The organism is Pseudomonas sp. NFPP25, from assembly GCF_900116505.1.
GTDB classification, from domain to species: Bacteria; Pseudomonadota; Gammaproteobacteria; order Pseudomonadales; family Pseudomonadaceae; genus Aquipseudomonas; species Aquipseudomonas protegens.
On record NZ_FPBG01000001.1, the window covers coordinates 179865 to 193751 of the forward strand.

12 protein-coding genes are annotated in these 13887 nt (G+C 62.2%); 8 read left to right on the plus strand and 4 right to left on the minus strand.

The features are described 5' to 3' along the window. Window positions 1–32: 32 nt before the first annotated feature. The 4 genes from BM382_RS00705 to BM382_RS00720 all read right to left on the minus strand — a co-directional run bounded on the left by BM382_RS00705 (window position 33) and on the right by BM382_RS00720 (window position 4818). On the minus strand, window positions 33–1643 hold the full coding sequence (locus tag BM382_RS00705; RefSeq protein ID WP_019094842.1) for an amidohydrolase family protein: 1611 nt from the start codon (window positions 1641–1643) through the stop codon (window positions 33–35). A 98-nt stretch (window positions 1644–1741) separates the two neighbouring features. Continuing rightward, entirely contained in the window at window positions 1742–2971 is a 1230-nt protein-coding gene (locus BM382_RS00710; protein ID WP_011061835.1) for an MFS transporter, read from the minus strand. Between the two features lie 47 nt (window positions 2972–3018). Continuing rightward, a complete protein-coding gene (locus BM382_RS00715) occupies window positions 3019–3828 on the minus strand; it encodes an amidohydrolase family protein (protein ID WP_239690434.1) in 810 nt (269 codons plus the stop codon). A gap of 348 nt (window positions 3829–4176) precedes the next feature. After that, window positions 4177–4818, minus strand: a complete 642-nt coding sequence (locus BM382_RS00720) for a TetR/AcrR family transcriptional regulator (protein WP_011061833.1) — start codon at window positions 4816–4818, stop codon at window positions 4177–4179. Window positions 4819–4944: 126 nt separating this feature from the next. Here BM382_RS00720 and BM382_RS00725 point away from each other — a divergent pair, with 126 nt between their 5' ends. The 8 genes from BM382_RS00725 (at window position 4945) to BM382_RS00760 (ending at window position 13858) form a co-directional block, all read left to right on the plus strand. Then, window positions 4945–6981 (plus strand): NADH:flavin oxidoreductase, encoded by a 2037-nt coding sequence (locus BM382_RS00725; protein ID WP_011061832.1) that lies wholly within the window; start codon window positions 4945–4947, stop codon window positions 6979–6981. Between the two features lie 133 nt (window positions 6982–7114). Further along, entirely contained in the window at window positions 7115–8422 is a 1308-nt protein-coding gene (locus BM382_RS00730; RefSeq protein ID WP_011061831.1) for a M24 family metallopeptidase, read from the plus strand. A 57-nt stretch (window positions 8423–8479) separates the two neighbouring features. Further along, entirely contained in the window at window positions 8480–9289 is an 810-nt protein-coding gene (locus BM382_RS00735) for an amino acid ABC transporter ATP-binding protein (protein WP_072441382.1), read from the plus strand. Further along, the gene (locus BM382_RS00740; RefSeq protein ID WP_011061829.1) at window positions 9289–9930 is read left to right on the plus strand and encodes an amino acid ABC transporter permease; all 642 of its coding nucleotides are present in this window, start codon (window positions 9289–9291) and stop codon (window positions 9928–9930) included. Before BM382_RS00735 ends, BM382_RS00740 begins: the two co-directional genes overlap by 1 nt. After that, entirely contained in the window at window positions 9927–10589 is a 663-nt protein-coding gene (locus BM382_RS00745) for an amino acid ABC transporter permease (protein ID WP_072441385.1), read from the plus strand. The genes BM382_RS00740 and BM382_RS00745 overlap by 4 nt, the downstream gene beginning before the upstream one ends. Before the next feature lie 60 nt (window positions 10590–10649). Then, entirely contained in the window at window positions 10650–11501 is an 852-nt protein-coding gene (locus BM382_RS00750) for a substrate-binding periplasmic protein (protein WP_072441388.1), read from the plus strand. A 58-nt stretch (window positions 11502–11559) separates the two neighbouring features. Next, window positions 11560–12564 carry an Ldh family oxidoreductase gene (locus BM382_RS00755; RefSeq protein ID WP_072441391.1) on the plus strand — a complete coding sequence of 335 codons (1005 nt, stop codon included), beginning with the start codon at window positions 11560–11562 and terminating at the stop codon, window positions 12562–12564. A 232-nt stretch (window positions 12565–12796) separates the two neighbouring features. Next, window positions 12797–13858, plus strand: a complete 1062-nt coding sequence (locus BM382_RS00760) for a glycosyltransferase family 2 protein (RefSeq protein ID WP_019094848.1) — start codon at window positions 12797–12799, stop codon at window positions 13856–13858. Window positions 13859–13887 lie beyond the last annotated feature (29 nt).

A 13887-nucleotide genomic window follows, 5' to 3' on the forward strand; every position in this document is an offset into this window, starting at 1 on the left:
GAAAACCGATGTGCGCAGATCGTCGAGCGGTATCAGAACCCATAGAGCTTTGCAGGGTTATCAACCAAAATCTGCTTGATGAGCGCGTCATCGTTTTCAACCCAGTTAAACAGCATCTCCAGCAGACTGGCATCGTTGGGCATGGGTACCGGTATACAAGGATGTGGCCAGTCGCTCGCCCACAGTAAGCGGTTTGGATTCGCTTCGATCAACGCCCGAGCGTAGGGCGTTACGTCGTCGTAAGGGAAGTCCTTCGATGCTGTAAAGCGATAAGCCCCCGAAAGCTTGACCCACACACGACCTTCTTTTAACAGCCGCAGCAGGTCGGTGAATCCTGGATGGCCCAGCCCGCAACTGGTGGGCATGTGCCCCATGTGGTCGATGACGACTGCGACGGGCAGGCTGGCCACGGTCTCGTACAAGTCGGCGAACTCGGTGATATCGATCAGTAGCTGTAGGTGCCAGCCAAGTGGCGCGACTTTTTCTGCCAGCGCTGCAACATCCGATACCTCAACACCGCTTTTGAAGATCAGGTTGACGCGCACGCCGCGCACCCCGAGGCGATGCATTGCCCACAAGGTTTCTGTATCGGTATCGGCATCGATCACCACAACGCCGCGGAATGCGCTGCCCGCTTCTTTCAGGGCCGCGAGCGTTGTGCTGTTGTCCGCCCCATAGACGCTGGGTTGGACGATGACCCCGCGACTTAGCCCCAGGGTTTTTTGGACGCGTTGAAATGCCTCCAGTGGAGCGGGCGGCGGCGTGTAGGAGCGGTGAGGAGAGAAGGGTTGGCCATTCTCGTCACCAAAAACGTGGAAGTGGCAGTCGCACGCGCCGTCAGGCAAGGCGCGTGGCAATGTACGAGGTTCAGGGTCCGGGCCTGCGCATTGCGGTGCGTAGGTCTCTCCCAGCGAACTCATCCGAGTGATTTCCCAGCCTTGCAATCCTCGCAATCCGTTGCGTTCGGCGGAGTTGATGATTTGTTGCCAGGTGACTCGTCTGGCAAGGTCGGGATCGCCGAGCCTGATCGCTTCGAAGATCGCCTGATGCTCAGCCAGTAGCGTCTCGCCAAGGTCGCTGGAGCGAACCAGGTGGTTCTCCAGTAACGCCGCTTCGTAGACGTGGCTACACAGAAAAATGATGAAGTTGCGAAAGTATTCATTGCCTGTGGCATCGGCAATTGCGCGCTTGAACTGCAGGCTGTGTTCCACCATGTCCTGACGGTTTTGGATACTGGCGCGCAGGGTGTCCAGTGCCGCTTCAATCTTGTTCAACTGACTGAGTGACCGGCGTCTGGCGGCCATGGCGGCCGCGGCGACTTCGAGGTCCAGGCGCAGCTCATACAGTTGACGCAGCTTGGTGCTATCGGTGAGCTCCTCTTGAGTAATCCGGAAGCTGCTTTGGTTGGCTTCGGTTGCAACAAATACCCCAAGCCCCTGGCGACTGACGACGAGGCCGGCCGAATTGAGCCGAGCGACAGCTTCACGCACTACATTTCGGCTAACGGCAAAAGCCTCTGCCAACCGGCTTTCCGTGGGGATGCGATCACCTGGGCGGAGTCGACCTTCACGTATTTCGCTTTCCAGGTGACGAAAAATTTCAACCGAGAAGTGATCGCGTCGGCCAATTGCTTTTATAGTCATTTTACTCAGTCATCAAATGTCAGTTTCAAAAGCTTGAAACGTCAAACGCCCACGTAACGAACATTGCGTGGGCGTTACTCTAACAAATGATGGCTGGCTCAGTGTAATTGCTTGCCCTTGGTTTCCGGGAGGAAGAAGGTCACCACCAGGACAAGGCAGTAGGCTCCTCCCGCGAAGATCGCGATGGCGGTGCCGAGGCTGTATTTGGCGCTTATAAAGCCTACGAGTCCGGGAAACAGAGCGCCTACCGCTCGCCCAAAGTTATAGGAGAATGCCTGGCCATTGGCCCTCACTGCTGAAGGATAAAGCTCAGTCAAAAAGGCGCCCATGCCGCTGTAGATACCTGAAGCTGCGAAGCCCAGTGGAAAGCCGAGAAACAGCATTTGAGTGTTGGTCAAGTTCAGCTGCATGTAGCAGACCACACTGATGGCCGACAGAACGGCGAAGATGATGAAGTTGGGGCGGCGCCCCAGGCGGTCAGACAGGAAGGCGCCGCAGACATAGCCAAAGAATGAACCGATGATGACGACCATCAGATAGCTACCGGTGCCAAAGACCGACAGGCCCTTTTCCAGTTTCAGATAGGCTGGCAACCACGTGGTGATTGCGTAGTAGCCACCTTGAACGCCCATGCAGAGCAGGGCGGATAGCAGCGTGGTGCGCAGGAGCGAGGGTGAGAAAATGTGCCAGAAAGGAACCGAGTTGCCTGTTTCGCTCTGGTGCTTTTTAGTCCGCAGGAATACCTCGGGCTCTGGTACATATTTACGAATGTAGAGGACCAGAAGTGCCGGAACGATGCCGATCCAAAACAGCGACCGCCAGGCAATATCTTCGGGAAGCAAGCTGAAAGACAGTGTGTAGAGCAGTGCGGCGGCGCCCCAGCCAATGGCCCATCCGCTTTGCACGATACCCACGGCTTTGCCGCGATGTTGTGCTCGAACCATTTCGCCGATCAGTACCGATCCCACGGCCCACTCACCTCCGAACCCGAGCCCCTGCAGTGCCCGAAGGACAAATAACTGTTCGAAGTTTTGCGCAAAGCCGATCAATACGGTGCAGATCGAGAACCACAGAATACTGATCTGCAGCAACCGCACACGACCGTATCGGTCTGCCAGAATGCCCGCTCCCCATCCGCCAATGGACGAGAAAAGTAACGTCACGGTACTCAGTAGCCCCACTGAACCCTTGTCAATGTGCCAAAGGGTCATCAGCGAGGCGATGACAAAGGTGAACACCATGAAATCCAGGGCGTCCAAGGCCCAGCCACCAAATGCGGAATAGAAGGTGCGTTTTTCAACGGTATTAAGTTCGCTAAACCAACTCATTATTATTCTCCGGGCAGCACCGCAGTTCTGCTTGGTTATTGTTTTTGTTATTTGAAGTCGTACAGGGCGCCAGGGTTATCAACCAGAATGCTCTGTCGTTGGCGTTCGCTGGGCGCCCATGAAAGCAAGCGATCCAGCAATGAACTTGTGTCGGGCGTACTTTCGAGTGCTACGTGAGGCCAGTCGCTGCCCCACACCATTCGTTCCGGGGCAACGGCCAGCAAGGCATGGGCGAGCGCATCTGTATCGGCATAGTCCGGACGCTGATCACTCAGGCGGTAAGCGCCCGACAACTTGACCCACCAACCGTGCTCCGCCACGTTCCTCAGCAGCAACTCAAACCCCGCTTCCTTAATGCCCAGATGGGCCGGGAAGTGCCCGAAGTGATCAATCACGACAGCGCAAGGCAACTTGGCCATCCGAGCCTCAATCTCACTTAGAAGCCGAACATCAATCAGAAACTGCATATGCCAGCCAAGGTCGGCAATTCGATGGGCAAGGTGCTCCATCAAGTCCAGATTCACTCCGCCTCGAAACAGAACGTTGATGCGAAGACCACGCACACCCAAGGCATGCATATGCGCCAGTTCGTCGTCGCCAACGTGTTCGTCTACTACCGCGACCCCTCTCAGTTGCTCCTGATGACGTTGCAACACTTCGAGCATGTACCGGTTATCGGTGCCATAGACGCTCGGCTGCACCAAAACCCCTCGCTGCATCCCCATTGCCCGCAACACCTCCAGATACAGCACCTCAGGTGCCGGAGACGGGGTGTAGCTACGGTCGGGTACCAGTGGATAGCGCTCAAGATCGCCGGAGATTACGTGTGCATGGGTGTCGCATGCCCCGGCCGGCATTACGAAGCTCGGGGCCCGGACCTCTGCTCCAGGGGGCGCGCACAAAGGCGGCGAGTCGGTGGCGGGTCGCAAGTGAGACATGGATTTCATCCCCTCGACAGCCTTTCGCGCGTCATCACGGTTGAAAAGCGGCACTTGTTAGTTGTTGGTTGTTGGTTGTCCTACAAGTGCTGGCATGTTGAGTTTTTGCCTCTGCCTTGTCAATGCGTGCAGGCGTGGTTTTTTACACGGGGGTGGGGGGCGTCATCGGGATGCCTGGTCGAGATTGCTCAGCCCCCGGCCGAACCGGCCCAGGCTGAACGAGGTATTGAGCAACGCCGGCGGGCCAAGCGGCGGCCCGCCTCGGTTCTAAAGCTCGGCCGCTGAAAAACCGTTGCGCTGGAAGAACCGGTCCAGCTCCCGGGGCAGGGGCTCCACGCCGGTGAAGATCTTCAAGTACTCGGGGATGTAGCGCATGCGCTGCGCCATCGGTTCCTGGGTGTTCATGCTGATGTAGCCGATCTGGGTCAGGTAGATCGAGCGCGCGCGGGTGACGGCGGCGTCATGGGCGAAACCGAAACGGTCGAACATCTGTGCCAGGGCCTGCACCCGCTGTGCATCGGCCTGGCGGATCTCGTGCGCCACTTCGGGGGATTGCAGGGCCCAGCTGCGCATGGCGAACTCGAACTGTGAATCGAACAATTCGCTGTTCAGCCAGCAGTCGAAGACGTTGAGAATCGCCTCGGTGATGGATTCGGCATAGGCCTCGGACTGTGACACCAGGCTCAAGGTGTTCTTGTTCTTCCACAGATTAACCAGGGCTTCGAGCAGGGCTTCGCGGTCCTGGAAATACCAGTAGAAACTGGTGCGCGACAGGTTGAGTTTCTTCGCCAGCGGCATCACCCGCACCGCATCCACTCCCGATTCCTTGAGGCTCTCATAGGCCGCGTTGAGCCAGCTTTCCAGAGAGCCGCGGCCGGCAGCTTCCACATTGTTGCTGGTTGCTTTCATGGGGCATTTTTTCCTTGTCCGTTTAACCTTGACGGGGCGAATGTACACCACTGTCAGCATCATTGACACTGGTGTACATTGAGGTCTATCGTCTGCCTTGCCTGATGACCAGTATGCGAGACCGATATGAATAACGATCCGCTTCTTCAGCCCTATCGCCTCAAGCACCTGACACTTCGCAACCGCATTATCACCACCTCCCACGAGCCGGCGTACCCCGAAGAGGGCATGCCGAAGAAATTGTACCGGGCCTACCACGTCGAGCGTGCCAAGGCCGGCGTGGCCATGACCATGACTGCAGGCTCGGCGGCGATCTCCCGCGATAGCCCTCCGGTGTTCAACAACATCCTGGCGTACAAGGACGAAGTGGTCGGCTGGATGAAAGACCTCACCGACGAATGCCACGAGCATGGCGCGGCGGTGATGATCCAGCTCACCCACCTGGGGCGCCGCACCCGCTGGGACAAGGGCGATTGGCTGCCGGTGGTGTCGCCTTCGCACAATCAGGAGCCGGCACACCGAGCCTTTCCCAAGAAGCTGGAAATCTGGGATATCGAACGCATCATCCGCGATTACGCCGACGCCGCCGAACGCATGCAGGCCGCCGGCCTGGATGGTATCGAACTGCAGGCCTACGGCCACCTGATGGACCAGTTCTGGTCGCCATTGACCAACGAGCTGGAGGGCGCCTACGGCGGTTCATTGCACAACCGCCTGCGGTTTACCTTCGAGGTGCTGAGTGCGATTCGCCAGCGGGTGGGCCCGGAGTTTATCGTCGGCATCCGCTACACCGGCGATGAGGTGCTGGCCGGCGGCCTTGAGAAAGAGGAGGGGCTGCACATCTCGCAGCTGTTGAAAGACAGCGGCATGGTCGATTTTCTCAACGTGATTCGCGGCAATATCGCCACCGATGCCGGGTTGACCGACATCATCCCGATCCAGGGCATGCGCAATGCACCGCACCTGGACTTTGCCGGGGAGATTCGTGCCCTGACCGGTTTCCCCACCTTCCATGCGGCGAAGATCCCCGATGTCGCCACCGCCCGCCACGCGATTGCCTCGGGCCTGGTGGACATGGTGGGCATGACCCGTGCGCACATGACCGACCCGCACATCGTGCGCAAGATCATCGAGAACCGTGAAGATGAAATCCGCCCCTGTGTCGGCGCCAATTATTGCCTGGACCGGATCTACAACGCCGGCGCCGCCTACTGCATTCACAATGCCGCCACTGGCCGCGAAACCAGCATGCCCCACGAGGTGCCCAAGGCCGCGCACCCGCGCAAGGTCCTGATCATCGGCGCCGGCCCCGGTGGCCTGGAGGCGGCGCGGGTCGCCGGCGAGCGCGGGCATGAAGTGCTGGTGCTGGAAGTGGCCGACCAGCCCGGCGGGCAGGTGCGCCTGACCGCGCAGTCCGAGCGGCGCAAGGAGATGATCAGCATCATCGATTGGCGCATGGCGCAGTGCGAGCGCCTGGGGGTGAAGTTTCGTTTCAACACCTGGGCCGATGCGGCGATGGTCCTCGATGAAAACCCCGACGTGGTGATCGTCGCCACCGGCGGCTTGCCCCATACCGAAGTCCTGCACAGCGGCAACCAGTGGCTGGTGTCGAGCTGGGACATCATCTCCGGCGACGTGAAGCCTGGGCGCAATGTGCTGGTGTACGACGATGCCGGCGATCACGCAGGTTTGCAGGCTGCCGAGTTCATCGCCCGCAGCGGCGCCAGGACCGAGATCATGACCCCCGACCGCTCGTTCGCGCCGGAGGTGATGGGCATGAACCTGGTGCCTTACATGCGCTCGCTGCAGCAGTTGGACACCACCTTTACCGTTACTTACCGGCTCAAGGCCGTGGAGCGCCAGGGCGAGCAGTTGCTGGCGACCATTGGCACCGACTACAGCGACCTGGAGAAAACCCGACTGGTGGACCAGATCGTGGTCAACCACGGCACCCGGCCCCTGGACGAGCTGTATTTCGAACTGCAGCCCATGGCCACCAACGAAGGCGCCGTGGAGTACAAGGACCTGATTGCCGGCACCGCGCAAAACCTGGTGACCAACCCTCAGGGGCGTTTCCAGTTGTTCCGGATCGGCGATGCGGTGTCATCGCGCAATACCCACGCGGCCATTTACGACGCACTGCGCCTGGTCAAGGACCTCTAGCCACTGCTTGCGCCCTGTTTTGCACAATAAGAAAGACAGCCGTCATCCGTTTCCCTAGCGTCAAGTCACTGCCCCGAACGTTGGTCTGACTGGTTTTGATAAACCTCAAACTCTTCCCAGCGGAGGTTGTTGCATGCACACGGATACCGATTTCACCGAGCTGCTCAATGTCGTTCCCCCAAGCCCCCTGCACTATCGCAGTGATGCCAGCGTCACCGGCCATGCCCTGGCCCCGGTGGACCACGGCCTGCTGGCGGCCTATGCCGCGATCGACCGGCCGGCGCTGCGCCAGTACCGCCTGGAGCGCATTCGCCAGCAACTGCGCAAGCAGGATTACGCCGGCGTGCTGCTGGCCGACCCGATCAATATCCGCTACGCCACCGATACCAATAACCTCGGCCTGTGGGTGATGCATTCCCCTAGCCGTTACGTATTCGTGGCCACCGATGGCCCGGTGGTGCTGTTCGAGTTCGACAGCAGCCGGCACAACAGTGAGCACATCGAGACCATCGATGAAATTCGCCCGGCGATCCCCTGGCTGTATTTCCTGGCCGGCCCACGGGTCGAGGAGAAGGCCGAACGCTGGGCCCTGGAGGTGGCCGACCTGCTGACCCGGCATGGCGCCGGCAATCGTCGCCTGGCGGTGGACCGCTGCGACCCCTGGGGCGCGGAAAAGCTCAAGGCCAGGGGCATTCAGCTGTTCGATGCCCAGCCGCTGATGGAGCAGGCGCGGCTGATCAAGTCGGTGCAGGAGATTGCCAGCCACCGGGTGTCGATGGATGTGTGCGACCTGGCGATTGCCCGCATGCGCGCCAGCCTGGTGCCGGGCATCACCGAAAACCAGCTGTGGAGCATCATGCACGGGACCAACGTGGCCCAGGGCGGGGAGTGGGCCGAGAGCCGCCTGCTGAACTCCGGGCCGCGCACCAACCCCTGGTTCCAGGACGCCTCGGACAAGCTCATCGCGGCCGGGGAGATGGTCTGTTTCGACACCGACATGGTGGGCCCGGGCGGTTATCTCTCGGACATCTCCCGCAGCTTCATCTGCCCCGGCAAGGCGCCGACGGCGGCCCAGCGCGACCTGCTGGACATCGCCTCGCAGCAAATCAGTTTCAATCTCGACCTGCTGCGCCCGGGGCTGTCGTTTCGCGAGTTCGCCGAGGGCTGCTGGCCGGTGCCCAGGCAGTTCGAGCACAACCGCTACATGATGATGCTGCACGGTGTGGGCCTGGTCGATGAGTACCCCAGCGTGGCCTACGCGGTGGACTTTGCCGAGTGGGGCTATGACGGCCACTTCGAGGAAAACATGGTGCTCTCGGTGGAGAGCTACATCGGCGAGCGGGGCGGCCATGAAGGCGTGAAGCTCGAAGAGCAGGTGCTGATTACCGCTGCTGGAGCGGTCAAGCTTTCCCGTACCCCGTTAGTCGACGGCGATCGATAGCAGTGGTTGTTGCCTGATTCTTGCAGGCACGGCGTCTACCCTGTCCGGAGAAAAACAATGAGCAGCATGACCGTGATCGAAAACGCCAGCCCCCTGGCACCGCCCCCGGTACCCAGCGCCGAACCTTTCCTGCGACTGGAGGCGATCCATAAGCAATTCGGGCCTTACCCCGTATTGCACGACGTGTGTTTCGAGATGGCCAAGGGGGAGGTGGTGGCGATCATCGGCCCCAGCGGCTCGGGTAAAAGCACCTTGCTGCGTTGCATCAACCAACTGGAGCCCGCGACCCGGGGGCGGGTCAGCATGGGCGGGGTGGCTATCGAAGCCGGGCGCCCGCTGCCCCGGAGCGAGCTGCTCAATCTGCGCCGGCGCATCGGCATGGTGTTCCAGTCGTTCAACCTGTTTCCGCACCTTACGGTGCTGCGCAACGTCAGCCTGGCGCAGGTCCGCACCCTCGGCCGCAGGGCCGAGGAAGCTGATGCCCGCTCTTTGCAGTTGCTGGACCGGGTGGGGCTCGCGGACAAGGCCAACGCCTATCCGGCGCGCTGCTCCGGCGGCCAGCAGCAACGCATCGCCATCGCCCGGGCCCTGGCGCTGGATCCGGAGCTGATGCTGTTCGATGAGCCGACCTCGGCCCTGGACCCCGAGCTGGGCCTGGAAGTGCTGGCGGTGATGAAGGAGCTGGCGCGCGAGGGCATGTCGATGCTGGTGGTGACCCACGAGATGCACTTTGCCGAGACGGTGTCCGACCGGGTGGTGGTGATGGCCGAAGGGCGGATCATCGAGCAGGGGCCCAGCGCCCAGGTGATGCGCGAGCCGCAGCACGCGCGGGTGGTGCAGTTTCTCCAGGCCGTGAGGAATCGCTGATGGCGGATATTCTGCTGGTCCTGTTGCGCGGCGTGCCCTGGACCCTGAGCGTGACCCTGGGCGCTTTCTGCATCGGCGTGGTGCTGGGCTTTCCACTCTGTGCCCTGCGTCTGTCGAACCTGAAGCTGTGTCGCTGGCTGGCGGCGATCCTGGTGCTGACCCTGCGTTCGATACCGCCCATCGTCTGGCTGTTCTTCATCTTCTTCGGCATCGGAGGCGGCTACATCGCCTTGTCGCCGTTCGCTGCCGCGGTGCTGGGCCTGGGGCTGATCACCGCGGCGCATATGTCGGAGGTATATCGCGGTGCCTTTGCGGCGATCCCCCAGGGGCAGTACGAGGCGGCGCAGGTGCTCAATCTGTCGGCGCCCCAGCGCTTTTTCGATGTGATGCTGCCGCAACTGGTGCGCATCGCCATTCCCACCTCGGCCACCTATGCCATTGGCTTGCTCAAGGACTCGGCCGTGGCCTCGACCATCGGTGTCGGTGACGTCAGCTTCCAGGCGTACCAGATGTCCCAGCAAACCTTTCAAGGGCTGGAGGTGTACAGCGTGGCGGCGCTGGTCTACCTGATTCTCAGCGTACCGGTGGCGCTGTTCTCGCGCTGGCTGTCGGCCACCCTGAAGCAGAGGATTGCCCGATGAACGAGATCCTGACGATGTGGATGGCCTGGTTTCCCGAGCTGTGGAAGGGCTTTGTGCTGTCAATTCAGGTCACCGCCGCCAGCCTGGCACTGGGGGTGGGCCTTGGGTTGTTGCTGGCGCTGGGTGTGTCGGCGCCCCGCCGGGCAGTGCGCTACCCCTCGTTGCTGATAGTCGAGCTGGGGCGTGGCGCGCCGGCGTTGATCCTGTTGCAGTACTTCTATTTCGGCCTGCCTTCGGCGGGCCTGACCCTGAGTTCTTTCTGGGCGGCAGCCCTGGCGCTGGCCTACTGCACTGCGGCCTACACCAGCGAGATCATCCGTGGCGGCATCGAGGCGGTGGCCCAGGGGCAGAACGAGGCGGCCGAGGTGATCGGCCTGAACCGCTTCGATGCACTGCGTTTCATCATCTTGCCCCAGGCGTTGCGGGTGGCTCTGCCGTCGTTGCTGGGGTTCTCGATCATGATGTTCCAGGCCGCGTCGTTGTGTTTCACCATCGCGCTCCCGGAGATCGTCAGCCGCGCCTCGGCCATCGGTTCATCCACCTTCGAGTACATGCCGGTGCTGACCCTGGCCGGCCTGATGTATGCCGCTGTGTGTGCGCCCGCGACCCTGGGCGTGGCGGCGCTGGAGAAAAAACTGGCCCCCAGCCAGCACGCATGACCTGCTCGAGCCGTCTTTCGGCTGCCATTCTCTTAACGCAACCCATGCACAGGTGAAGCCATGATCCGTTCATTCAAACGCATTGTTCGTTGGGCGTTCCTTTGTTCCTCCCTGGGGGGAGGTTTGGTGCTGCTCGGTGCCCCCCAGGCTCTGGCCGACTGCAAGCCGGCCCACTCGTTTGAAACCCTGACTCCGGGGGTGTTGAGCGTCGCGGCCTGGGTCTTCCCGCCGTACTCGATCCCCGGGCCGGGCAACCAGTTGAGCGGGGTCGATGGTGAAATCATCAAGCGCATCGCTGCCAGGGAGTGCCTGGATATCAAGCTGACAGTGGTGGACCCGGCGGCGGTGGTCCAGTCGGTGATCGCACGGCGGGCCGACGTCGGCATCGGCGACTGGTACCGTACCGCCGAGCGCAGCAAGGTCCTGGGTCTGACCGCGCCGCTGTACCTGGACGTGATGGGGATCATTTCCAGCGAGGGCTATTCGAAAATCTCCGAGCTCGAAGGCCAGCGCATCGGCACGGTGCAGGGTTACCTGTGGGTCGACGACTTGAAAAAGGCCTTTGGCGACAATCTGGTGCTCTACCCCAACCCGGTGGCCATGGCCCAGGACCTGGCGGCCAAGCGGATTGCGCTGGGCATCGACAGCTTTGCGGTGGGTGTGGCTTCGCAGCAGAAGGGTGCCTACCGGGGCATGAGCATCAAGGTCTCGGAGCCCGACCCGCGGGTTAAGGCTACCCTGGAGCCGGGGCAGACCAGTTTTCCCCACACCAAGGCCAATACGGCGCTGAGTGTGGCGCTCAATGAAAACATCCAGGCCTTGCATGCTTCTGGCGAAATTGCCGAGATACTCGGCTCGTTCGGCCTGGATAAACAAGCCGCCAACGTGGGGGCGCCACGCCTGGTGGAATGACCCGCAGCCCCGGGCCCGGTGGCCAGGGCGGTTGTGCAGCAGCGTCAGGGAGCAATCGATGCAAGAGAGTGCAGCGTTCAAGTGTCTGTCGCTGGCAGAGGCCAGGGATTTTGCCCAGCGCTGCTGCCTGCAGGCGGGCAGCAGCCAGGAAGTGGCCCAGGCTCTGGCCGAGGCCACGGTATCGGCCCAGGGTCATGGCCTGGCCAGTGTGGGTTTCGAGCATCTGGCCGATTACCTGCACGGGTTTGCCAGCGGGCGCATAGCGGGCTTGGCCAAGCCACTGATCACCCAGGTAGCCCCGGCGATGATCCGTTGCGATGCGCGCGCGGGCATTGCGCAACTGGGGTTCGATCAGGCCTTTGGCGCTGTGTGTGACAGCACCCGGCAGTTGGGAATCAGCCTGTTTGCCCTGCACAACGGGTTTACCTGTGGCGAGCTGGGCTACTACACCCGGCGCCTGGCCGCCGAAGGCCTGGTGGCATTGGCGTTTTGCAACGGCCCGGCGCTGTTGACCGTGGCCGGCCAGCGCCAGCCGATTTATTCCACCAACCCCCTGGCCTTCGCCGCTCCCTGCGGCGACGGGCGCCTGCTGCTGATCGACCAGGCCAGCAGCGCCACGGCCTTCGTCAACCTCCTCAAGGCGGCCGAGGCCGGGGAGGCGATCCCCGAAGGCTGGGCAGTGGATGCCCAGGGCGCAGCCACCCTGAGTGCCCGGGAGGCCATGCACGGTGCCTTGCTGGCGTTCGGCGGCAGTCGCGGGGCCAACATCGCCTTGCTGGTCGAAGTGCTCGCCGGCGGTGTCGCCCGGGGCAACTGGTCGCTGGATGCGCCCGATTTTCGAAGCGGCGCACAATCGCCGGGTTCGGGCCTGCTGGTGATCGCCATCGCCCCGCACCTGCTCGACGAGCAGTTCGAGGCTCGACTGGCGCGGCAGATGCAGCGCCTGGCCACCCTGGGGGTTCACCCTCCGGGGCAGGCCAAGCAGCAGGCCTGGGCCCGGGCGCAAATAGAAGGAATCAGCTTGCCTATGGCGCTGTATCAGCAGCTGGCGGCGCGCTTCTAGGGGGGAGCGAGTTCTGCCGTCAGAGCCCCAATCGTTGCAGCGATGCCAGGGAGCGGCTTACCTGGCGGATGACATGGGTGGCCAGAAGCGATTGCGCGGGGCATCACAACCGGCGCAGCCGGTGTTTGAATAATCCCCGGAATAATGCTGTGATTGCGCCCGTCACGCCCCCCGGCGGCCCTGCTTTTTTCAGAGACACTGCGAAATGGATAGCCAAGAAACGACAGCCAGGATGTCGCAGTTGCCTTCCGGCGATGACCTGTTCACGCGCCTGCAAGGGATTGCTGCCCAGACCGCACTGGTGTTGGAAACCAACAATCTGCGCGGCGGCAAGAATGCAGGCGAAGCCTTGAGCAGCCTCCAGCGGCTGATTGCCCGGCTGGCCCTGCAAAGTCTGGCGCCCCAGGCTTTTGCCCAATGGATCATCACCCATGACGGCCTCGACCTTGAGGCACGCCAGGCGCTGTGCAGCCTGGCCGGCTGTGCGCTGGAGTTCATCGAGATCGATGCCGGCACCGGTTACTACGATGCCAAGAATGTCGGTTTCGATGGCGTCGACCAGGCGCGCTGCCAGTACGTGGTATTCGCCGATGCCGACTGCCTGCCCGATGCCCATTGGCTGGAAGAATTGCTGCTGCCCTTTGTGCAACCCGAGGCGCCCGTGGCGGTGGCCGGGCGCACCAGCTACGCGCCGAGCGTCGCCGGCAGTGCGCTGACCGCCATCGACTTCATGTATTTCCCCAGCCCCTTGCGCCACGGCGCCACGCGTAACTTCTACGCCAACAACGTGGCTTTTCGCTGTGCCACCTTCGAGCAGTATCGCTACGAACCCCTGGCTGGCATCTATCGTGCCCATTGCCAGGTCATGGGCCTGCGCCTGCAAGCGGCGGGGGTGGCGGTGGCCTATGCGCCGGCGGCGCATACCGAGCACCGGCTGCCCGACAGCCAGGGCGAGGTGTTCAAGCTGCGCTGGCTCAGGGGCGGCGACAGCGTCGGCCTGACCCCGTACCTGGTGCGCGCCTACATGCCGGGCTGGCTGCAATGGCTCGGGCGCAGTGGGCCGCTGGGGCCTTTGTGCGTGATGGTCGGGCGCCTGGGCTACAGCCTGCGGGCCCTCAACCACCAGGACCTGCCGCCCCTGCACGGAGCCCGGCGCCTGGGGGCCATGGCCATGGTCACTGCCATCTCGTTGCTCGACACTGCCGGCGCCGTGGTGCGTGGCTGCGGGCTGTCTATCGGCCGCTCCAGTGCCCGGCACAGTGAAGCGTTGTCCTACCACCGCAACCTGGATTGATCCGCGTCGCGCCGTATCGTCGCACGCCG